The organism is Bacteroides ihuae (assembly GCF_900104585.1).
Taxonomy (GTDB): Bacteria; Bacteroidota; Bacteroidia; order Bacteroidales; family Bacteroidaceae; genus Bacteroides; species Bacteroides ihuae.
Window position 1 is genome coordinate 480898 of the sequence record NZ_FNVX01000005.1, and the last position, 22632, is coordinate 503529.

General features: G+C 38.6%; 14 protein-coding genes, 1 tRNA gene and 1 CRISPR repeat array. Of the genes, 3 read left to right on the forward strand and 12 right to left on the reverse strand.

Features of this window, described 5'->3' with window-relative positions:
• Positions 1-10: 10 nt before the first annotated feature.
• From BQ5338_RS07635 to BQ5338_RS07650, 4 genes are all read right to left on the reverse strand, one after another.
• Positions 11-1438: a Na+/H+ antiporter NhaC family protein gene (locus tag BQ5338_RS07635; protein ID WP_071146226.1), complete on the reverse strand. Its 1428-nt coding sequence runs from the start codon at positions 1436-1438 to the stop codon at positions 11-13.
• 17 nt (positions 1439-1455) lie between these two features.
• Positions 1456-2328: a VIT1/CCC1 transporter family protein gene (locus BQ5338_RS07640; RefSeq protein WP_071146227.1), complete on the reverse strand. Its 873-nt coding sequence runs from the start codon at positions 2326-2328 to the stop codon at positions 1456-1458.
• A 176-nt stretch (positions 2329-2504) separates the two neighbouring features.
• Positions 2505-4916 carry a TonB-dependent receptor gene (locus BQ5338_RS07645; RefSeq protein ID WP_071146841.1) on the reverse strand — a complete coding sequence of 804 codons (2412 nt, stop codon included), beginning with the start codon at positions 4914-4916 and terminating at the stop codon, positions 2505-2507.
• Between the two features lie 148 nt (positions 4917-5064).
• Positions 5065-5391: a hypothetical protein gene (locus BQ5338_RS07650; RefSeq protein WP_071146228.1), complete on the reverse strand. Its 327-nt coding sequence runs from the start codon at positions 5389-5391 to the stop codon at positions 5065-5067.
• A 339-nt stretch (positions 5392-5730) separates the two neighbouring features.
• Between BQ5338_RS07650 and BQ5338_RS07655 the strand changes: the two genes are divergently transcribed.
• Positions 5731-6774, forward strand: a complete 1044-nt coding sequence (locus tag BQ5338_RS07655; RefSeq protein ID WP_071146229.1) for a sugar kinase — start codon at positions 5731-5733, stop codon at positions 6772-6774.
• Here the strand turns inward: BQ5338_RS07655 and BQ5338_RS07660 are convergent.
• From BQ5338_RS07660 to BQ5338_RS07670, 3 genes are all read right to left on the reverse strand, one after another.
• Entirely contained in the window at positions 6754-7194 is a 441-nt protein-coding gene (locus BQ5338_RS07660) for a hypothetical protein (RefSeq protein ID WP_071146230.1), read from the reverse strand. The two genes, BQ5338_RS07655 and BQ5338_RS07660, sit on opposite strands and share 21 nt — an antisense overlap.
• A 210-nt stretch (positions 7195-7404) precedes the next feature.
• Positions 7405-8499 carry a peptide-methionine (R)-S-oxide reductase MsrB gene (gene msrB / locus BQ5338_RS07665; RefSeq protein WP_071146231.1) on the reverse strand — a complete coding sequence of 365 codons (1095 nt, stop codon included), beginning with the start codon at positions 8497-8499 and terminating at the stop codon, positions 7405-7407.
• A gap of 163 nt (positions 8500-8662) precedes the next feature.
• Positions 8663-9526: an MBL fold metallo-hydrolase gene (locus BQ5338_RS07670; RefSeq protein ID WP_071146232.1), complete on the reverse strand. Its 864-nt coding sequence runs from the start codon at positions 9524-9526 to the stop codon at positions 8663-8665.
• A 222-nt stretch (positions 9527-9748) separates the two neighbouring features.
• Here BQ5338_RS07670 and BQ5338_RS07675 point away from each other — a divergent pair, with 222 nt between their 5' ends.
• On the forward strand, positions 9749-11791 hold the full coding sequence (locus tag BQ5338_RS07675) for a M13 family metallopeptidase (RefSeq protein WP_071146233.1): 2043 nt from the start codon (positions 9749-9751) through the stop codon (positions 11789-11791).
• Positions 11792-11849: 58 nt separating this feature from the next.
• On the forward strand, positions 11850-15266 hold the full coding sequence (cas13a, locus tag BQ5338_RS07680; RefSeq protein ID WP_071146234.1) for a type VI-A CRISPR-associated RNA-guided ribonuclease Cas13a: 3417 nt from the start codon (positions 11850-11852) through the stop codon (positions 15264-15266).
• Between the two features lie 91 nt (positions 15267-15357).
• A CRISPR array of direct repeats spans positions 15358-16185; the repeat unit is 36 nt; unit sequence TTTGTGAATGATCCCAATAGTGAAGGGAACTACAAC.
• A 622-nt stretch (positions 16186-16807) separates the two neighbouring features.
• Here cas13a and BQ5338_RS07685 read toward each other — a convergent pair.
• The 5 genes from BQ5338_RS07685 to BQ5338_RS07705 form a co-directional block, all read right to left on the reverse strand.
• Positions 16808-19231 (reverse strand): phosphoketolase family protein, encoded by a 2424-nt coding sequence (locus tag BQ5338_RS07685; RefSeq protein WP_205409939.1) that lies wholly within the window; start codon positions 19229-19231, stop codon positions 16808-16810.
• Positions 19232-19552: 321 nt separating this feature from the next.
• Entirely contained in the window at positions 19553-20329 is a 777-nt protein-coding gene (locus BQ5338_RS07690; protein ID WP_071146235.1) for an energy transducer TonB, read from the reverse strand.
• An 89-nt stretch (positions 20330-20418) separates the two neighbouring features.
• Entirely contained in the window at positions 20419-21429 is a 1011-nt protein-coding gene (locus BQ5338_RS07695) for a GGGtGRT protein (RefSeq protein WP_071146236.1), read from the reverse strand.
• A gap of 19 nt (positions 21430-21448) precedes the next feature.
• Positions 21449-22150 (reverse strand): iron-sulfur cluster assembly scaffold protein, encoded by a 702-nt coding sequence (locus tag BQ5338_RS07700; protein WP_071146237.1) that lies wholly within the window; start codon positions 22148-22150, stop codon positions 21449-21451.
• Between the two features lie 304 nt (positions 22151-22454).
• Positions 22455-22526, reverse strand: a tRNA-Glu gene (locus BQ5338_RS07705).
• Between the last annotated feature and the right edge of the window lie 106 nt (positions 22527-22632).

A 22632-nucleotide genomic window follows, 5' to 3' on the forward strand; every position in this document is an offset into this window, starting at 1 on the left:
TATGAATTATTTACTGCTTCTTCACTATTTTATATCCGATGGTAGCAATGAAAATGCTCATTAGCGGACTAATAATATTGAAGAAACAATAAGGCAAATACGTCAAAGTAGGGACACTTAGAATCGTTGCTTGAGTCATTCCACAGGTATTCCATGGAATGAGTACAGAGGTCACTGTTACCGCATCTTCCGTAGTTCTGCTTAAGAGTCTACTCTCATATCCTTTATTCTTATAGATATTATTGAACATGTTTCCGGTGAGGATGATCGAGATGTACTGATCGGCAGTAGTTAGATTCAGAAATATGCCGGAACAGACAGTCGACGTTACCATGCTAACTCTGTTTTTCATGAATCGGACAAATACTGAGGTGATGCTACCTAGCATACCGCTGGCAGTCATGGCTCCACCAAAACACATGGCGCAAACAATGAGCCATACGGTATTTAGCATACCAGCCATACCTCGGGTAGCTATTAAATCAGTGAGTTCTACATTGTCAGTATGCAATCCTGTTGGCCCGTATAGGGTCATCATTAGGCCTTTATAGGCAGACTCGGCACCTCCATTTGGGAGACCGGAAATCTCTTGAAGCAAATCCGGTTGAAAGATGATAGCAAATATTCCTGCTAGCGCTGTAGAAATGAAAAGAGTAATGAGCGAAGGCACTTTTCGAGCTATCAAGATAGCGGTTGCCAGAGGCACTAGTAATACCCAAGGAGTAATATTGAATCTGCTGTTGAGTGCTGCAGAGAAGGAAGCAATGTGTTCTGTATTACTTGCCTCGTGTGATAAGCCGGCGATGGTAAAGATGATAATTGTGATGACCAATGACGGTATAGTGGTTATCATCATGTAACGAATATGCTTGAAGAGAGGAGTGTCTGTTACCGAAGAGGCTAGGATGGTCGTGTCTGATAATGGAGAAATTTTATCTCCGAAGTAAGCTCCTGATATGATCGCTCCTGCAATCCAACCTTCATCGAAGCCTTGCGCTTTTCCTATCCCCATCAATGCAATGCCGATGGTAGCAATGGTAGTCCACGAACTACCAGTCATCACCGACACTAACGCACAGATGATGCAAGTAGATGCCAGAAAAAAGTGTGGATGAATAATCTGTATTCCATAATAAATTAACGTAGGAACTATTCCACTTATCATCCAACTACCACTTAAAGCTCCAATAATAAGCAAGATGATAAGAGCCGTTGCTATACCTGCTATGTTATTGGTGATAGCTATTTCAAAATCTTTCCACCCTATTTTGTAGATGCCCATACCAATGACTACACATACCGATGTGGTGGTGAGGAGTGCTATCTGGCTACCACCATTCAGAGCGTCACTTCCAAATATACGTATGGTTGCGGCAAGTAGGGATACTAATAATAAAATGGGAATGATGGAGACTATTGGAGAAGGGGTCTTCTGCATATTTTAGGGTGTAGAGGTTAGGCTTCTATTCCGGTAAATGTTTTGAGGGCATACCCAATTAAGAAACTGACTCCGGCTACACTAAAGCTAAGCACTGCCATTTCAATGAAACGCTTTTGGAAGCTCTCTCCACGTGCCACAGCAGAGTAATAGTTAAATATAGCAATAATGAATAATGCCATCAGTAACATTAGCCCCAGTGCAATAAGTACATTGTCGATAAATACGAAAGGAGCAACCAATGCAGCAACTGTGATAATATATGCTATCCCTGTGTAAACAGCGGCTTTCACCGGATGCTTTTTATCTTCTTTTTCGGATTTTGTGGAAAGGTATTCTGATGAAGCCATGGATAGTGCAGCAGCAATTCCGGTAATACTTCCTGTAAGAGCAATTAGATGTGAATTATTGAGTGCCAATGTAAAACCAGCCAATGCGCCGGTAAACTCTACAAGTGCATCATTAAGCCCCAAAACGACAGAACTCATATATTCTAATCTCTCTTCATTAATCATGTCGATGAGCTTATGCTCATGATTCTCCTCATCTTTGGCCAGTTTTGTCAACTCTGGATATTCAGGATGTTCATAATACAATGCTTGCGCATCCTTTTCGTCTGCTTCCAACAATTTGATAGCGAATGTGAGTCCCAGAATACGTGCCAACCAATAATATTTGGCTATGCGCATGCGTTTGGGCTTAACGTCTGTTCCTGTAAGTTTCTTTAATATCTCATAGTGAGCTTTCTCTTCAACCGATATCTGTAAGAGTATTTTTTTATTTGCGTCATCCTTAACAATTGAAGCTAGTTGCGCATAGACAATGCTTCCGGTTAGTTCGTCTTCCTCGAAACGAATAAAGCTTTTAAGGGTCTCTTTATTTAGGCTCATGATTTTCTATAAATTAATGTATGCACAAAGGTATGATATTTATGGAAAAGGATTACATGCGTGTATCCTTTTTATTGATTATCTGATAAAATAATAGCAGGCTGCCTCGAAATAATGTTCTCGGAACAGCCTGCTTATTTATAATTCCTGCTATTCTATTTCTTACTTATTTTATCTTAAAAGCTTAGTGGAATCAGTAGTTTTATACCAAAGTTACGTCCCATATTATAGATACCTTGTCTTCCTGTTACAGAATTTTCATCGGCATATTTTAGCCTGCTCAAATGACTTTGATACGCCTTGTTAGTCAAGTTATTGGCTGTGAAATATAGCGAAGCCAACGTATGTCCTTTGTGCATGAAGTCCGTTCCGATAGAAGCGTTCAGTAGGGTATATGCAGCTGTTGCTGTTTCAGTTCCAAAAGCAGAGTATATATGATCTTGCTTCAAATTACACTCAACGCCAAACGAAACATAGGTATTATTCAGTGTTTTACCATGGCGGATTATGTCGTAACGAAGATCTGACATTAATTTAGGTGCAGGAGTAAAAGGTAAGTACTTAGTAGAATCAGGTTGATTGAGCTGAACTGAATTTACATAAGAGAAAGTGTTTTGAAAATGTAATCTTTCTACCGGATGAATGTCAACGCTGACTTCTCCTCCTAATATGCGGGCATTACCGGATACGAATTGATAGGTCTTATATCCGTCGGCCAACATATCTTCACCGTTACTGTTGAGCAGTTTGTGTGAGAAGATATAGTTGTTTATCCGATTTGCAAATAGCGATAGCTCTCCAGAGATGAATGGTGAAGAATATCCCAATCCCCAGTCGGCTTGCCAACTGTTTTCGGCTTTCAATCCAGTATTTCCTTTTTCGTAACGTATGGTTCCCTCATGAGCTCCATTGGATGCCAGTTCACTCATGTTAGGAGCTCTGAACCCTCTTGAAACATTCAATTTAGTATGCCATGAATCAAAAATCTGATAGGTTAATCCCACACTACCACTAATGCCACTAAAATTACGGGAGAAGTCGGCGAACTTCTCTTCTGCTCCAGCAGCATTTGCGTTTACTACTTCTTCGTCCTTATTTAAATACAGTGATTTTCCGTGATTGTGGCGATTATCGAAGCGCACACCCCCGCTTACGTCCAATTTGCCAAAGCTCCGGCTAGCCAAAGCGAAAGCACCAACATCAAATAAATTATATTCAGGAATGAGGAACTCTGTTCCTTTATTCATTGATTTTTGATACATACCGTTTACGCCCGCTACTATTTTGTAGCCACTTATCTCGGGTAGGGAATAGCGTATGTCATAGTTTACCGTATGCAATTGAAAGTAAAGTCCATAATCATTTGGCGACAGTATATTAGCGAATTCCTGACGACGGTTTTGCTGATAGCCGATGATTGTTTTCAAGTTTCCTTCTCCTAACACGATATTGTTATTCAAAACAGCTTTATAGTGATATACCTGTTGATAAGGCATCTGATGCTTATACGACTTACTATCCTTATCTGTTGCGACAACTTGCCCTTCTTCACCATCAATAATGGCAGGTTTCAGAAATCTACCAGTTGCTTCGTCTCGTTCACCTTCTACTATTCCAGGTGTGAGGTGATAGTAATCGAGTGTGAGGTGAGAATATCCCCAATTGCGATTGATTCCAAGTAAGCCGGAGACCGCTCTCTCCCTAAAGCCCGAATTATAAACATATCCATCGTATTTATTCTTGTAGGAGTGAGCCATTTTATCACTATATCTCCAATTCCAGACAAACCCGTTTTTGTTTCCGGCAGTGTTAACGGAGTAATTGAATAAGCCGTTGTTACTCTGATATTCCGTTGCCACATTTGCCTTTATTGAACCTACTGGTAGTATGGGATCCGATTGGAAATTGATAACGCCTGCCATTGCATCCGAACCGTAGGTTAAACTTGCCGGGCCCTTTAGTATCTCTACAGAGTTTACACTTTGAGCGTCTATCTCTATTCCATGCTCGTCTCCCCATTGCTGTCCTTCCTGACGTATTCCGTCATTTACGACCACTACTCTGTTGTATCCCAAACCTCTGATGACAGGCTTTGAGATGCTACTTCCGGTTGTTATTTCTGATACACCCGGTTGCTTTGCAATCGCATCTATAATGTTAGTCGATGATTGTCGTTCCAATTCTTTCTTTGAAACGTAAGATATCGGCGACGGAGTCTTTTTTATCAGCGAATTTCCTGTTAGTGATGTGATGACTACTTCGTTAATTTCAGCATTCGATTCTTTTAGTGAGAAATTAAGAATCTCAACGGTTTTCAAATCTATTGTCTGCACAATTGTTTGATGTCCTAGATAAGTCACTTGCAGAGTTGTCTTTATCGCAGGCAGATTGTTTATATGATAGTCTCCCTGGTTGTCACTTACGGCTCCTTTCTTCAATTCCGGGAAATAAATGTTCACACCAATTAATGGGCTTTTGTCTATTTCATCGATGATTTTACCTTTCAGTGATTTATTTCCCACCGGAGCGCTTGCAAATGCAGACGTTAGGGAAAGTAGAAATATAGCGATTATATATATTCTTTTCATTGTTATATAGTTATGAGTATCAGCCTCCAAATTGATCATTTGAAGTCTACTATCTGATTAATGGATATTTTTATTCTTAATCTGGATATACGAAACAGCTTCTATTACACATATAATAGAAGGTTATAAGAAAATAAGCAAAATAGGATCAAGCAATAGCAGGGGGAGCACGTAAACCGTGAGAATAAGAGATATTGAATGTTCCCTTATTCTGGTAGATCGGAACTTTGTAAGGAAGAAGTTCCGCTATGAATAATGTTACGTGAATAGATTCTGATTGAATAAAAGGGGATAGAGTGAAATCACAAATGGGACAATTATGATGTTCGTGTCCGGTGGCATTTGAAGATTGCTGTTGAGAAGAGGTTGTATCAGTATCGTTGTGATGATGAAATGACTTCACCACATTTATTGGCATGAATGCTAATATTAATAGCCATGCTATACTGATTCTCTTCCTGTTTTCTCTTTTCACCTTCTTAAAGAATAGCTCGTCAAAAGTAGAACTTTTACTTTTTTATGCAATGATGTCTTCACTTAATAAAGACTAATTTTATTCTTATTTGACTTAACAATAAATTTGCCCATAATGTTTAGGGAACAGGTCTATGGAGTGAAAAATTAGGGAAAAGCTTAAGGATTGAGAAGGTTTCAAAAGAATTAAGCGGATTTCTGGCGAATGATTTGCAGATCTCATTAAAATTGGGGAACATTGTATTCAAATTGAGCATGAAAGTTTCTCTTTTGATCGTTTGCATACTGTCTAAATAGCGTATATCAACGATGTGCCCAACTTTTATAGAACATTAAAAAAATGACAATGAAAGTAGTTACGTTTGGAGAAGTCTTGCTGCGCCTTACTGCACCCGAGAATCTTCGTTTTTCTCAGGCTAAAGATTTTATCGTTACTTATGGAGGCAGTGAAGCCAATGTTGCCGTTTCGCTGGCTAACTATGGTGTTCACACCAAGTTTGTTACTCGTCTGCCGGAAAATGAGATCGCCCGTGCATGTGTCATGACTCTTCGCTCACATCATCTCTCTACGGAAGGTATCGTGTATGGGGGTAATCGTTTAGGCATTTACTTTCTTGAGAATGGTGCTGTGGCTCGTAGCTCTAGTGTGGTTTATGATAGAGCTGATTCTTCTTTTTCCACTCTTCGTCCGGGTATGATTGACTGGAAGAGTCTTTTCGCTGATGCTTCTTGGTTTCACTGGTCGGGCATCGCAGCCTCTTTAACCCAAGGTGCAGCAGATGCATGTAGGGAAGCAATTGAAGTAGCCAATGAAATGGGATTGACCATCTCTTGCGATCTTAATTATCGAAGAAACTTATGGAAATATGGTAAATCGGCTAATGAGGTCATGCCTGAATTGGTAAAATACAGTGATGTGCTTTTTGGCAGTGAAGGAGAATATATGAATGTATTGGGAATCAATCCTGTAGGATTTAAGGCGCTTGACACTTCATATCCTATAGATATAAAGGGATTTGAGCGGGTAGGAGATGAAGTTCAGGCGATGGTGCCCAGATGCAAGAAAGTGTTTATTGAGTTAAGAAACTCAATGAATGCTAATCATGATTTGCTAGGCGGAATTCTCTATTCTGATGGAGCAGTGAAGCAATCGTGTATCTACGATGTGACGCATGTGGTAGATAAGGTTGGTACCGGAGATGCTTTTGTGGGAGGAATGATCTATGGCTTGATCGCTTATCCACAAGATGATCAGAGAGCTCTCGATTTTGCTTTGGCTGCTTCTTGCCTGAAAACGACCATTTATGGAGACTTTAATTTAGTAACTGTTGAGGAGGTAGAGAACCTGATGAAAGGCGATGGCTCAGGAAGGGTTTCCCGTTGAGCAAATGTAAAATTGCCACCAATGTTTAACGAATAGAAGCCCGGTCATTATTAGTGCCACCGATAGTCCTGTATAGAAGTATGCAATAAACGAGTCAGGGAGTAGGTGAAATGTACGTATGGTAATACCCATAGTCATCATAAATGCCATAATAATCCATCCTTTGGCATCAAAAAAGGCCAGCGGATGGTTTCTGTCATCTTTCTCAGCTATTCTGCGTGTATGTTTGCCATACAGTCTTTTGAAGATGAGGAAAAAGAAGATTGTGAATATTGCAATAGCTCCGGCAACTTTCCAAGGCCAGTATAGCGAATCACTCATCCAAGTAGTAATTCCTATTTTCAATATGTTGGCTCCCGCTATGATCCATACAATACCTGCGGTGATGATCAGTGTCTGTCTGCTTACTTGGTAACTCATTATTGATGTTTTGCATTATGGTTAATAAACAAGTTTCTTAATATTATCCGCATAAGAAACAAAAAACATCTGTGATTGTTGTATCGCAAGAATTTTACTACACCCGCAAGCCTCCTGAGAATGGTAAATAAAAGCAGTTAATTAAGCGTATTGAATTCACTACTTCAACGTGCTTAATTAACTGCTTCCACACTTTGAACTTATAGCGTTTTATTTCTTTGTCAAAAGAGGTATGTAATCAGCATATCCTTCCTCTTTCATCTTCTCTATTGGAATGAAGCGCAGAGAAGCACTGTTGATACAATAGCGTAATCCACCTTTTTCTGCGGGTCCGTCATTAAAGACATGCCCCAGATGGCTATTACCTGACTTGCTACGAACTTCTATCCGCTGCATACCAAAAGAAACGTCTTTATTTTCTTTAACCAGATTACTCTCTATCGGTTTAGAGAAACTTGGCCATCCGCAGCCGGAATCGAACTTATCGGTTGAGATGAATAACGGTTCTCCGCTCACGATGTCAACATAGATACCCTGCCGATGCTCATTCCAGTATTCGTTCTTAAAAGCCGGTTCAGTCGCACTTTTTTGCGTTACAGCATATTGTTCTGCAGTTAACTTAGTACGTAATGTGGCATCATCTGGCTTTTTGTAACTTGGCTCTGTTGCCAAAGCAGGAGGATTGGCCTTTTTTGCCACTTCGAACAACGAAGACGGAATGTGGCAATAGCCTCCAGGGTTTTTATCCAGATAATCTTGATGGTAATCTTCTGCTTTGTAGAAGTTTTCCATCGGCTTTATTTCCACAACAATAGGTTTAGAGTATGCTTTACCCAATTCTTGCACAGCCGATTGAATGACGGGTAAGTCAGCCGGATCAGTATAATAAATACCTGTTCGATACTGAGAACCTCTGTCGTGACCTTGCATATTGATGGTGGTAGGATCAATGGTCTGAAAATAAAGATCGATCAACTGTTTTAGCTTTACTTCCTGTGAATCATACTTCACTTTCACCGTCTCGGCAAAGTTAGTGCTCCCTGTACATACTTGCTCATAAGTAGGATTCTTGATATTACCATTGGCATAACCTACCTGCGTCTCTTTCACTCCTCGAATCAGTTTTATAAAATGCTCTGTTCCCCAGAAACAGCCGCCTGCAAAATAGATATCTTTCTCTATATTCATCGTTTTGTTTTTTAATTGTTCTTTCTTTTTTTTATTAGAATCATTTGGCGCCGAAGCAAAACTATACAAAAGTAATAATATACCCAGTATTAATAAAGGCTTAATAATCTTATTCATCTTACTTGGTTTTTTATATATAACAAATAGTTTAGGAAAAAGGAATCATAATAATTCGTAATATATAGTCGACGCTTATTCCGAATCCTGACATAATACTCTGGGATACTTAAATACATGCCAACAAATCAAGTATGGGAAGGGATCTGAAAAAGAGCGAATATCAATGATCGGATACAAACTTTTTGAAACTAGCCGATTTGTTTAATAGATATAATTCAGGGAAACTCTTCTTCAACTCTTCTGTTTTACTCTTCCATTCTTTTGTCAGATAAAGAGGCACATGCATGATGACGATTTTCTTTGGGTGCAGTGTTGAAATAATATATTTTAAATTGTCTTCAGTATTCAGCATGCCATAGTATAAAAAGGCGATATCTATATTCGGTTTCCAATCTTTGTTTTGTTCTAAATAAATCTTCATGTTCTCAATACTGGTGTCGCCCGAATGGAAAATCTGTACCCCATCCATCTCTATTGTATAAGCTACGTTGTACATGTATTGTTCTATATCAATATCCTTACGAAAAAAAGACAAATGCTTCATAGCATGAGCTGTGATATATACGCCATTGACATTTTTTGATTCATTTCTGTTTTGTTCGGGGGTAAGTTCTACGAACTGATTTTTATAGCTTACAAACCCAAACTGATCTCCATCAATAAAAACTAATGCCGGTCTATTGGTAACCAACTTAATATTGGGGAATTTATTTAGGTATTTTACCATCAGTTCCGGGCTACAATGATCTTTATGATAATGCGTCAGTAAATGCATTTCTATATGATCGAATGGAGTAGTTCCCTCCATTATGGCATCTACTGTATCTTTTTCAGGTACATCAAAGATACCGTAGCTTTCTGTGAAAAGTGCATCAATAAGTACTTTGTGATGATCCGTTTTTAGCAAATAACCTTCATTGGCTATATAAGTTACTTCAAGGTTGTATTTCTCCTTTTGGGCATGCAATTTTATGTGTAAACTTGGGATAAAAAGAATTGCAAGTAATAAAAAAGTGTGTTTCATATTATACTATTGTTTTAAAAGTTTATTTGAATTTTATTCAATAGAAATGTAGTGGCAATATATAGATAAAATGTTGAATATGGAGATAGGCAAGAAGGAAATTTGATTTGAATTTCATCGCAGATGAAATATTATGGATAGTGTATATACTTTCTTAGTACATGCGATTGTTGCATTGAAATATTATTGTACTTTTGAATATAATCTAACAAATAAGGAAAAATGAAATTTAATCCACTTATCTGTGGTCTCATTTTGGTGGCGACTGCAACAGCATCTTGCAAGCAGGCAAAGTCTTCAATAGAAAAAGGCGATGCTCTTGCTTCACACATTGACTCTACAACGAATGCCGGAGATGATTTCTTTCAATTTGCTAATGGCAAATGGTTTAAAGAAAATCCAATTCCGGCCAGTGAACAGAGTAACGGAATTTTTCAATTGGTTCAGGATACAATTAATGAACAGGTTCGTAAGATATGCGAATCATCTGTAGCAACTAAGAATGAACCAAAGGGAAGTAACAAACAGAAGATAGGTGACTTTTTTTATTCGGGGATGGATAGTCTTTCGCTCAATAAAAAAGGAATCAATGATCTGAAAAACGATTTGGATAAAATAGATAAGATCAAAGACCTGAATGGCATTATAACAGAAGCATCTTATATTCACACCGTCTCGTCGGCTCCACTGTTTAATATGTATGTTACTCAGGATGATAAGAATAGTAGCAAATATCAGGTGTATATCACACAGGGTGGATTGAGTATGCCAGACCGTAACTATTATCTTGATATGGACGCGAGCACTAAATCTATTCGTGAAAAATTTGTTACTTATGTGGGTAATATGTTTGGGATCATGGGCTACGAAAAGACCAAAGCTAAGCAAGCAGCCGACCGATTGATGGAAATGGAAACGGCCTTGGCTAAAACCTCCCGTAAGCGTGAAGATACCCGCGATCCATTGACAAACTATCATAAAATGGCGTTCGGTAAACTAGAGACACTAACATCAAACCTCGACTGGAAGTCTTTTATGAATGGAGTAGGACTGGCAAAGGTGGATAGCGTAGTGGTTGGCCAACCGGAATTTCTTACTGCCCTGAACGGTTATCTTAAGAAATATACAATAGAGGACTGGAAGAACTACCTTAAATTCCATCTGGTGAATGGATTGGCTTCCTATCTAGATGATAAGACTTATATGGAGGACTTCAACTTTTATTCCTCTACTCTACGTGGAATAAAAGAACCGAAGCCTAGATGGAAGAGAGTAGTGGAGAATACTGACGGATATCTTGGAGAGCTTATAGGACAGGTGTATGTAAACGAATATTTACCTAAAGGTACCAAAGAGAAATTAGAAGAAATAGGGAATGCTATTAAATCGGTTTTTGCTCAACGCATTAAGGCACTCGACTGGATGAGCGCAACTACCAAAGAGAAAGCATTGAAAAAACTCAATGCAGTGATTATGAAAGTGGGTTATCCCGATAAATGGAAAGATCTTAGCAGTATGCAGATTGATCGTACGTCTTATGTGAAAAATGTGATGAGTGCCAACAAATGGGCATTCAGCTACATGATAAATAAATATGGTAAGTCGGTAGATCGCACAGAATGGGATATGCAACCGCAAACTTACAATGCTTATTACAATCCGTCTAACAACGAGATCGTCATTCCGGGTTGCAATATCATTGTTCCGGGTTACGAAAGAAAAATGGCTGATGATGCTATCTTATATGCCATTATTGGTGCAACCTTTGGGCATGAAATCACTCATGGTTTCGATGATCAGGGTTGCAAGTATAATGAGTTTGGCAACCTGAGTGACTGGTGGACAAGCGAGGATAAAGCGCAATTTGAGAAAAAAACAAAGATGATCGTAAAGCAATTCAATGACTATGTGGCTGTTGACAGTCTGCACATCAATGGTGAACTGACTCAGGGAGAGAATATAGCCGACTTGGGTGGAGTGATTATGGGATTTGAAGCATTTAAGAAGACTAAGCAATACACGGATAACGAAATGATTGCCGGATTGAATCCCAGCCAACGTTTCTTCCTTGGTTACGCACTGACATGGATGCTCAATATGCGTCCTGAAGCCATGGCAAATCAGATAAAGAGCAATGAACATGCTCCTGCAAAATGGAGAGTTCTTGGTCCTCTCTCAAATATGCCTGAGTTTTACCAAACCTTTGGCGTGAAACAAGGCGATAAGATGTGGCGTCCGGATAGCTTGATTGTGAAAATTTGGTGATAAGTATTTTTTTTGTTGAGATAAGAAATCCTTGCAACTGTTGCTAATAAGAATAATTATGCGAATAACTAAAGTTAAAGTTAAGGAGAGCAGTGATCAAAAAGATAAAATGGTTTTGATTCATCGGAAGGTTGGGGAGGGAACGCTAGTTTTAGACGAGAATCTAGCGGACCTAACTGCTCCTATTATTGATAAATATAAAGATAAAAGCTTTGAACTTAGCCTTTTGAAGCAAACTCTTGTGAGTGAAAAGGAAATGAATATTCCTAAATGTGATAAATGCACTGCTAAAGAACGCTGCCTAAGTTGTAAACAGAGGGAGAAAAGACTGAAAGAGGTTAGGGGAGCGATTGAAAAAACGATTGGAGCAGTCATCGCAGGACGAGATATTATTCCAAGATTGAATATCTTTAACGAGGACGAAATTTGCTGGCTTATTAAACCAAAATTAAGAAATGAGTTTACTTTTAAAGACGTAAACAAGCAAGTCGTTAAATTAAATCTCCCAAAGGTATTAGTAGAATATTCAAAGAAAAATGATCCTACATTGTTTTTAGCCTATCAGCAGTGGATTGCTGCATATCTGAAAAATAAAAAAGGGCACATTAAAAAATCGATACTTAACAATCGAGTCGTTATTGATTATTCCGACGAAAGTAAACTAAGTAAAAGGAAACAGGCACTTGAGCTATGGGGAGAAGAATATGAAACTAATCAGAGAATTGCTCTTGAGTCATACCATACTTCCTATAATATCGGAGAATTAGTGACCTTATTGCCTAATCCAGAGGAATATGTGAGCGATAAGGGAGAAATTAGACCCGCATTTCACTACAAACTTAAAAATGTATTGCAGATGCATCAATCTACAGTGTTTGGGACTAATGAAATATTGTGTATTAACCCTATTTTCAATGAGAATAGGGCTAATATACAACTATCTGCCTATAATCTTGAAGTAGTGAAATACTTTGAACATTACTTTCCGATCAAGAAAAAGAAAAAAAATCTGAGCTTGAATCAAGCTATATATTATCTAAAAGTGGAAACTCTAAAAGAACGGCTTAGCCTACAGTTGGAGAATGCGCTACGTATGAATTTATTGCAGAAGGGAAAAATCAAAAAGCATGAATTCGATAAAAATACATGTAGTAATACTTTATCTCAGATCAAACGCGATGAATTCTTTGTCCTAAATCTTGTTGAAATGTGCGCTTTTGCAGCCAATAATATTCGTAATATAGTTGATAAGGAACAAGTGAATGAAATCTTAAGCAAAAAAGATTTATGTAATAGTTTAAGCAAAAACACGATTGATAAAGAGCTATGTACAAAGTTTTATGGTGCTGACTTTAGCCAAATTCCTGTGGCTATTTGGGCGATGAGAGGATCGGTGCAACAGATTAGAAACGAAATCGTACATTATAAGGCGGAAGCAATTGATAAGATTTTCGCTTTGAAAACCTTCGAATATGATGATATGGAAAAGGATTATAGCGATACTCCTTTCAAGCAATACCTGGAATTATCTATTGAAAAAATAGATTCTTTCTTTATAGAGCAATTGAGTTCAAATGACGTGTTGAACTATTACTGTACAGAAGATGTAAATAAACTGTTGAATAAATGTAAATTATCTCTTCGAAGAACATCTATTCCCTTTGCTCCAGGGTTTAAAACGATCTATGAGCTAGGTTGTCATTTGCAAGATTCGAGTAACACTTATAGAATTGGTCATTACTTAATGCTCATTGGAGGTAGAGTTGCTAACTCTACAGTAACCAAAGCATCGAAAGCTTATCCGGCTTATCGTTTCATGTTGAAATTGATTTATAATCATCTCTTTCTGAATAAATTCCTTGATAATCACAATAAAAGATTTTTCATGAAAGCAGTAGCATTTGTACTCAAAGATAATCGAGAGAATGCTCGCAATAAATTTCAGTATGCCTTTAAAGAAATTCGGATGATGAATAATGATGAGTCTATTGCTTCTTACATGAGCTACATACATAGTTTGTCTGTTCAGGAGCAGGAGAAAAAGGGTGATAAAAATGATAAAGTACGCTATAACACTGAAAAATTCATAGAGAAGGTATTTGTTAAGGGTTTTGATGATTTTTTGTCTTGGCTTGGTGTCGAATTTATTTTATCTCCTAACCAAGAGGAAAGAGATAAAACGGTTACTAGAGAAGAATATGAGAATTTAATGATTAAAGATCGGGTTGAACATTCCATAAATTCCAATCAAGAATCACATATTGCATTCTTTACGTTTTGCAAACTTCTTGATGCTAATCATTTGAGCGATTTAAGGAATGAATGGATAAAATTCCGGTCGAGTGGCGATAAAGAAGGCTTTAGCTATAATTTCGCCATAGACATTATTGAACTTTGTCTATTGACTGTAGATAGAGTGGAACAAAGAAGGGATGGATATAAGGAACAGACTGAATTAAAAGAATATCTAAGTTTCTTTATCAAAGGCAATGAGAGTGAGAACACGGTTTGGAAGGGATTCTACTTCCAACAGGATAATTATACTCCCGTTCTATATAGCCCAATAGAACTTATTCGTAAATATGGTACTTTAGAGCTCTTGAAGCTCATTATTGTGGATGAAGATAAAATTACTCAGGGTGAATTTGAAGAATGGCAAACACTAAAGAAAGTCGTAGAAGATAAGGTGACGAGAAGAAATGAGTTACATCAAGAATGGGAAGATATGAAAAATAAATCATCTTTTTCTCAGGAGAAGTGTTCTATATATCAAAAGCTATGCCGTGATATTGATCGTTATAATTGGTTAGACAACAAACTGCATCTGGTACATCTAAGAAAGTTGCATAATCTTGTTATTCAGATCCTCAGCCGTATGGCTCGTTTTATAGCTTTATGGGATAGAGATTTTGTCTTACTTGATGCTTCCAGAGCTAATGATGACTATAAACTGTTGTCTTTTTTTAATTTTAGAGATTTCATCAATGCCAAAAAGACTAAAACTGATGATGAGCTTTTAGCTGAATTTGGATCTAAAATAGAGAAGAAGAATGCTCCTTTCATTAAAGCCGAAGATGTTCCTTTGATGGTGGAGTGTATCGAAGCAAAAAGATCTTTTTATCAAAAAGTTTTTTTTAGAAATAATCTTCAGGTCTTAGCTGATAGAAATTTTATAGCCCATTATAACTATATATCTAAAACAGCAAAGTGTTCACTCTTTGAAATGATTATTAAATTAAGGACATTGATGTACTACGATAGGAAATTACGTAACGCTGTAGTGAAGTCAATAGCCAATGTTTTTGATCAGAATGGTATGGTTCTTCAGCTTAGTTTAGATGATTCTCATGAGTTGAAAGTAGATAAAGTTATCTCGAAGAGAATTGTTCATCTGAAGAATAATAATATCATGACTGATCAAGTGCCCGAAGAGTATTACAAGATTTGCAGAAGATTATTAGAAATGAAAAAATGAAGTTATTCTGCTTGTTATTAATAATAAAATCGTAATTTTGCTTTGGACTATTTTTGTATATCTCTGTTAATCAATGGAATATACAGTTCGTTTTGTGAATGATCCCAATAGTGAAGGGAACTACAACTAATTCTTAAACGAATCTTTTTCGTTGAGTTTTGTGAATGATCCCAATAGTGAAGGGAACTACAACGTCGTAATTAGTACTAAACATTAGCCTATTTTTGTGAATGATCCCAATAGTGAAGGGAACTACAACTGTGGGAACTATTTCTTTCGGAAGCTTAAGTTTGTGAATGATCCCAATAGTGAAGGGAACTACAACGTAAAAGTGCTGTTTGCTTCGTCCACCTCGTTTGTGAATGATCCCAATAGTGAAGGGAACTACAACGGGCGTATGCGAATAATGATTCTGCGTCTTTTTGTGAATGATCCCAATAGTGAAGGGAACTACAACGTATTTTACCAACTGCTTTCAAGTGTTCCATTTGTGAATGATCCCAATAGTGAAGGGAACTACAACCCCGGTATTTCTTACCTCCCAATTTATTGGTTTGTGAATGATCCCAATAGTGAAGGGAACTACAACAAAGGTAGACGAATGAAAGTAGAATTTAAATTTGTGAATGATCCCAATAGTGAAGGGAACTACAACACCTTTGCCTTGTACCAGTATGCGCCGGATTTTGTGAATGATCCCAATAGTGAAGGGAACTACAACCAATTACTACACCTTCTCCAGCACAGAGTTTTTGTGAATGATCCCAATAGTGAAGGGAACTACAACTAAGAAAAAACGCAAGAAAAATAAAAATAATTTGTGAATGATCCCAATAGTGAAGGGAACTACAACCAGAAGCGTAGCGATAGGTAAACGTATAATTTTGTGAATGATCCCAATAGTGAAGGGAACTACAACTTTAGCGCTTCTTTTCCAATCAAAGTTGTTTTTGTGAATAATCCTAATCGCTTGCGTCTTTAAACTTTACAAATAGGTCTGATTTAGTATATCATATAACTTCAGCGTGGTGAATTAACTAGTTCAGCGTGGTGAAGTAGTTAATTCACCACGCTGAACTAGTTAATTCACCAAACCCCTCTCAGGAGGCCTGTAGCGGTATGCCTGTAATCTTTACATTCTACACTACTAAACCTATGAATAACTATTCTTATCCGGTGAAATATGGATTTATAAAACAGCAATGTTTCTAGAATTTGCTCTTGGGTTCTGTACTGAAGAACCTACTGAACCAATATGGGTATATTCTAAAAAATGTGTTGTGGAAGGTTGAGAAATAAAAAATAGGAGGAAATAAGCCATCTTATTTTCCTCCTATTCAATTGATTCTAATCTTTGCAGAGATTCGTGAATTGGTTATCTATTTGATCTCACTTTTTTTAATAGGATCGAAGATTTTGTAAGCCAATAATTTTAGTCGATCATTGATAAGGAACCAGATTAGAGCATAACCCCAAACAAATATGGCCCAGTTCCAACCGAGTGGAGTCATAAATAAACCATATACGGCAATTAAAGTGGCTTATTTTGAATTACTCCATTTCCAGTTCAGGATTTCGGGCATATCCAGACCATTTTTATCAATATACTTCTTATGCTCAACCAGCTTATCTTGTACCAGCTTTTTCAGTTGGGCACCTCTTGCTCCTAATTGAGGAAGGCGATCAATGACATCCTCTACCAGATGGAATCGGTCTAGTTCATTTAATACAGTCATGTCGAAGTAAGTTGTAATGGTTCCTTCTTCTTTGTATCCTCTTACATGCATGTTTTCGTGGTTGGTGCGGCGGTAAGTCAATCGGTGAATTAGCCAAGGGTAACCGTGGAAAGCAAAGACGATGGGTTTGTCTTTCGTAAACAAGGCATCAAAGTCTTGTTCGCTCAGCCCGTGGGGATGTTCGGTAGCGGGTTGTAGCTTCATTAAATCGACTACATTAATTACTCGGATTTTTAGTTCGGGCAGGTGCTCTCGAAGAATGGAAACGGCAGCCAATGTCTCAAGGGTAGGCACATCACCGCAACAAGCCATCACCACGTCGGGTTCTTTGCCTTTATCACTGCTGGCCCATTGCCATACGCCAATTCCTTTGGTACAATGTTCAATTGCCTCATCCATAGTTAGCCATTGAGGTGCTTGATATTTACCTGCAATGACTACGTTAACGTAATGCCTGCTCCTTAGGCAATGATCCCATACGGATAACAAACAATTGGCATCGGGTGGAAGGTAAACGCGAACAATGGATGCTTTCTTGTTGACTACATGATCTATAAAACCGGGATCCTGGTGGGTAAAACCGTTATGAGCTTGCTGCCAAACGTGTGATGCGAGTAAGTAGTTGAGTGAAGCAATTTTCCGTCGCCAAGGCAATCCGGCAGTTACTTTCAACCATTTGGCATGTTGATTGAACATGGAATCTACGATATGGATGAAAGCTTCGTAACAGTTAAATAGTCCGTGTCTTCCGGTAAGCAAATAACCTTCGAGCCAACCCTCACATTGATGTTCGCTCAGCATTTCCATGACGCGACCCTCCGTGGCTAGAAATTCATCGTTCTCTTTTGTACGGGCGTCCCATTGTCGGTTGGTGGTTTCAAATACAGCGTTCAATCGGTTCGATAGAGTTTCATCCGGACCGAATATTCGGAAGTTTCGTTGTTCTTTATTGAGGTTGATTACTTCGCGCAAAAACACTCCAAGCTCGTGTGTGTCGGCAGCTTCGATGCCTCCCGGAGTAGGCACTTTAACGGCAAACTTTCGAAAGTCGGGCATAACGAGGTCCTGCAATAACAGTCCGCCATTAGCATGAGGATTAGCACCCATTCTTCGTTCTCCCTTAGGAGCTAGTTCGGCCAGCTCAGGCAGAAGACGCCCGTTTTTATCGAAGAGCTCTTCGGGCTTATAACTTTTCATCCAATCTTCAAGCAACTTTACATGAGTCGGGTGTTGGGCATCTGCCAATAATGGAATTTGATGGGCACGAAAAGTGCCTTCAATTTGTAGGCCATCCACTTCTTTCGGTCCTGTCCATCCTTTGGGTGACTTTAACACAATCATTGGCCAACGTGGTCGGGTGGTATCGTTATTGCTCCTTGCGTTGTTCTGTATGTTGCGGATCTTTTCAATAGCCTGATCCATTACGGAAGCCATGAGTTGATGCATGGTTTCCGGATCATCACCTTCTACATAATAAGGCGTCCAACCACATCCTCTAAGAAACTGATCTAATTCTTCAGGCTCTATACGAGCCAGTATGGTCGGATTGGCTATTTTGTAACCATTGAGGTGAAGGATAGGGAGTACGGCACCATCGTTAATCGGATCCAGAAATTTGTTAGAATGCCAAGAAGTGGCCAATGGTCCGGTCTCTGCTTCACCATCTCCAACGACGCAGGCTACTATGAATTTAGGATTATCGAGTACAGCTCCGAAAGCGTGACTAAGTGAATAGCCCAATTCTCCCCCTTCATGAATCGAGCCCGGACATTCGGGTGAAGCATGGCTTGGGATACCTCCCGGAAAGGAGAATTGAGTAAATAGTTTTTTGAGTCCTTCTTCATCCTGAGTAATGTTAGGATATATTTCGCTATAGGTTCCTTCAAGATAGGTATTACCCACTACAGCAGGTCCGCCATGACCGGGGCCAGAGATGTAAATCATATCCAGATCATACTTTTTGATGACTCTGTTTAGATGTGCATAGATGAAATTTTGTCCCGGGGTGGTGCCCCAATGTCCAAGTAGCATCGACTTTATGTGCGATAACTTCAGAGGTTCATGTAACAGAGGATTGTCGCGCAGATAAAGCTGGCCGACTGAAAGATAATTGGCAGCACGCCAATAAGCATTTATTTTCCGTAAAAACTCTTTTGATAATGGAGTATTCGCTCCATCCATCATTTTTGCAGACATATCTTCTTCAGCTATTTCGTTTGTTCTCATCATATAAAAGTTTTATTGATTAAGTGAAATGCTATTATGAAATGAGTAAATAGTAGATTACTCTATTTTTAGAACGTTATGGCTGTTATTTGTGTTTCGGATTAGAGCGTTTTTCTTTTTTATTTAAATTTTAGAAGGACTAGCTACCGATCAAAGTAATTCACATAAAGGACATGTCTTAGCAGGATGTGTTTAGGATCTACCTGTCTCTATTGTTGCATGTTCAAGGGGCACAATAAAGTTTTATCCCTCTGGTTAAGAGTCATTTTATTAATTAGAATGGATATTTTCTCAATTTGGGGTACTGTTTCAATGGAAGCTTTGTTACGGCCTGAATATAATGGGGAGTGTATATTTTACTGGAGTAAATTCATAATATCGTTTTTCATAATTCCGTATCTTTCCAGGTTTCCACTTGGGCATGGTTGAAAGAACTCGTACCGCTTCAGCATCTAATATAGGATTAACCTTACGAACTACTTCGATATGACTAATTGAGCCATCTTTCTCTATTGTCATCTGGCAAATAACTCTTGCTTTAGCATCAGCCTTTAAATGGCGTACCTCTTTGTTAATAAATGGTATAACAGCTCCCATTCCTCCTGGAAATTCAGGGAGAATTTCAAAATTGTCAATAAATATATGTTCATTATTCTCCTCTTCTTTTTCTCTTTTTAGTTTTTCTCTATATTGGTGGTGCTTTTCACTATTGAAAACAATCATGAGTTCATAATCGAAGGCTTTATTCTTTCCTTTCTTCTGTGCTGGTATTATATATGGAAAGCCGTAGATAATACTTAATGCTTCGTTCCTTAATCTAGGCTCTTTGCTTTTAATGACTCTAGCTTGCTCAACATAACCCGATTTATTTACTGTGAATTTGCACAATACGGTGTCTATTTTATTTTTCATGCGTATAGGCCATGACATGTTTCCCATGACAATATCATAAATATCCGATGGAAATATTGGTTCGGTAGATACTTTCTGTTTATTGCATGCAGTGAGATGTATAGACATTCTGCTCAGGTTATCGTTTTGAGCATACATTTGTAGGATGCTAAGCGATATTAATAATAATAAAAGGGTTCGCTGTCTCATATTATTAGGTTTATTTGAGGCAAATATATAAAAAAACTCCTACAATCATAAAGATCGCAGGAGTTATTTATATATAGTAATTACTTAAATTACTTGCCTAAAGCTTGAGCTACGTCTACAGCTACAGCTACAGTAACACCTACCATTGGGTTGTTACCAATGCCTAGGAATCCCATCATTTCTACGTGAGCAGGAACAGATGAAGAACCGGCGAACTGAGCATCTGAGTGCATACGACCCATTGTGTCTGTCATACCATATGAAGCAGGACCGGCAGCCATGTTGTCTGGGTGAAGAGTACGACCTGTACCACCACCTGAAGCAACTGAGAAATATTTCTTACCCATCTCGATACATTCTTTTTTGTATGTACCAGCAACCGGGTGTTGGAAACGTGTTGGGTTGGTAGAGTTACCTGTGATTGATACGTCTACACCTTCTTTATGCATAATGGCTACACCTTCACGAACGTCGTCGGCACCATAACATTTTACTTTTGCACGGTCTCCGTCAGAATAAGCTATCTCGCGAACAACTTTCAACTCTGATGTATAATAATCGAATTGAGTTTGTACGTAAGTAAAGCCGTTGATACGAGAGATGATCTGTGCAGCATCTTTTCCAAGTCCGTTCAAGATGCAACGAAGTGGCTCTTTGCGAACTTTGTCTGCTTTAGCAGCAATCTTGATTGCTCCTTCAGCAGCAGCGAATGATTCGTGTCCTGCAAGGAAAGCAAAACATTTAGTCTCTTCACGAAGCAGACGAGCAGCCAAGTTACCATGGCCAATACCTACCTTACGGTCGGCAGCAACAGAACCGGGAATACAAAATGCTTGAAGACCAAGTCCGATTGCTTCAGCAGCATCAGCAGCTACTTTACATCCTTTTTTCACAGCGATGGCAGCACCTACTACATACGCCCATTTTGCGTTTTCGAAGCAGATAGGCTGAGTTTCTTCACACGTTTTATAAGGGTCAAGTCCATTAGCGTCGCATATTGCGTTCGCTTCTTCTATGTCTTTGATGCCGTTAGCGTTCAAAATATCCATGATACCTTTGATACGACGGTCTTGACTTTCAAATTTTACTTCTCTAATCATTGTTTCTTTCCTCCTTATATTATTCGTGACGTGGATCAATGTGTTTAACTGCTCCCTGTTCCGCTGTTACGCGTCCGTACGTGCCGGTTACTTTCTTCAAAGCTTCGTTAGCATCTGTACCCTTCTTGATTTCGTCCATGAACTTGCCCATGTGTACGAATTCGTATCCGCAGATTTCGTCATTCTTATCAAGAAAGATGTTTTTGATGTAACCTTCAGCCATCTCGAGGTAACGAGGGCCTTTAGCCAAGGTTCCGTACAAAGTACCTACCTGGCTGCGAAGACCTTTACCTAAGTCTTCTAGACCTGCACCGATGATAAGACCGCCTTCAGAGAAAGCACTCTGAGTACGTCCGTACACAATTTGCAGGAATAGCTCACGCATAGCAGTGTTGATAGCGTCGCAAACAAGGTCAGTGTTCAAAGCCTCAAGAATTGTTTTTCCCGGAAGAATTTCGGCAGCCATTGCAGCAGAGTGAGTCATACCAGAACATCCGATAGTCTCAATTAAAGCCTCCTGAATGATACCTTCTTTAACATTAAGTGTTAGCTTGCAAGCGCCTTGTTGAGGAGCACACCAGCCAATACCGTGTGTTAAACCTGAGATGTCAACAATTTCTTTTGATTTTACCCATTTGCCTTCTTCGGGTATGGGAGCCGGTCCATGATTAGGACCTTTCTTCACAACACACATGTGTTCCACTTCGTGTGAATAAGTCATAATTAGCTCTTTTTTTTAGTGAAATAATATAATTTTGTAACCACAGAAATCTAATTGCCCGCAAAGTTACTCGTTTTATTTGGTTTATGCAATCGAGCCTTGATTCGTTTTTTAAGAAATCAATCAAATAAAAGACTGTAAATCTGGGTATTGCAAAGTGGAGATTGCACTTGTCTTCCTCCTGTTATTATAAATTTCGTTTTGTTGAAGACTTTTGTTTTTAATGGCTGTTTTCACTTGGCTGGAAAAAGTAAATCCCTGATAATAAAATTACCAGGGATTTACTTTTTAGCTTGTCAGCAAGTAGTGCGTCCGGGGGTCGAACCCGAGTTACCGCCGTGAGAGGGCGGCGTCCTAGCCACTAGACGAATGCACCATTATTTCTTTTCGGCTGCAAAACTACTAATACTTTTTTAAATGAACAAGCATTCATGCGCAATTATCTGATTTTTATTCATCTTCTCTCTTGTTAGAGGGAGGAA

Excerpts from the sequence above, each read along its gene's own strand:
- BQ5338_RS07635 (WP_071146226.1), bottom strand. The coding sequence starts at position 1,438 with ATGCAGAAGACCCCTTCTCCAATAGTCTCCATCATTCCCATTTTATTA.
- BQ5338_RS07640 (WP_071146227.1), bottom strand. The coding sequence starts at position 2,328 with ATGAGCCTAAATAAAGAGACCCTTAAAAGCTTTATTCGTTTCGAGGAA.
- BQ5338_RS07645 (WP_071146841.1), bottom strand. The coding sequence starts at position 4,916 with ATGAAAAGAATATATATAATCGCTATATTTCTACTTTCCCTAACGTCT.
- BQ5338_RS07655 (WP_071146229.1), top strand. The coding sequence starts at position 5,731 with ATGACAATGAAAGTAGTTACGTTTGGAGAAGTCTTGCTGCGCCTTACT.
- BQ5338_RS07660 (WP_071146230.1), bottom strand. The coding sequence starts at position 7,194 with ATGAGTTACCAAGTAAGCAGACAGACACTGATCATCACCGCAGGTATT.
- msrB (WP_071146231.1), bottom strand. The coding sequence starts at position 8,499 with ATGAATAAGATTATTAAGCCTTTATTAATACTGGGTATATTATTACTT.
- BQ5338_RS07670 (WP_071146232.1), bottom strand. The coding sequence starts at position 9,526 with ATGAAACACACTTTTTTATTACTTGCAATTCTTTTTATCCCAAGTTTA.
- BQ5338_RS07675 (WP_071146233.1), top strand. The coding sequence starts at position 9,749 with ATGAAATTTAATCCACTTATCTGTGGTCTCATTTTGGTGGCGACTGCA.
- cas13a (WP_071146234.1), top strand. The coding sequence starts at position 11,850 with ATGCGAATAACTAAAGTTAAAGTTAAGGAGAGCAGTGATCAAAAAGAT.
- BQ5338_RS07685 (WP_205409939.1), bottom strand. The coding sequence starts at position 19,231 with ATGATGAGAACAAACGAAATAGCTGAAGAAGATATGTCTGCAAAAATG.
- BQ5338_RS07690 (WP_071146235.1), bottom strand. The coding sequence starts at position 20,329 with ATGAGACAGCGAACCCTTTTATTATTATTAATATCGCTTAGCATCCTA.
- BQ5338_RS07695 (WP_071146236.1), bottom strand. The coding sequence starts at position 21,429 with ATGATTAGAGAAGTAAAATTTGAAAGTCAAGACCGTCGTATCAAAGGT.
- BQ5338_RS07700 (WP_071146237.1), bottom strand. The coding sequence starts at position 22,150 with ATGACTTATTCACACGAAGTGGAACACATGTGTGTTGTGAAGAAAGGT.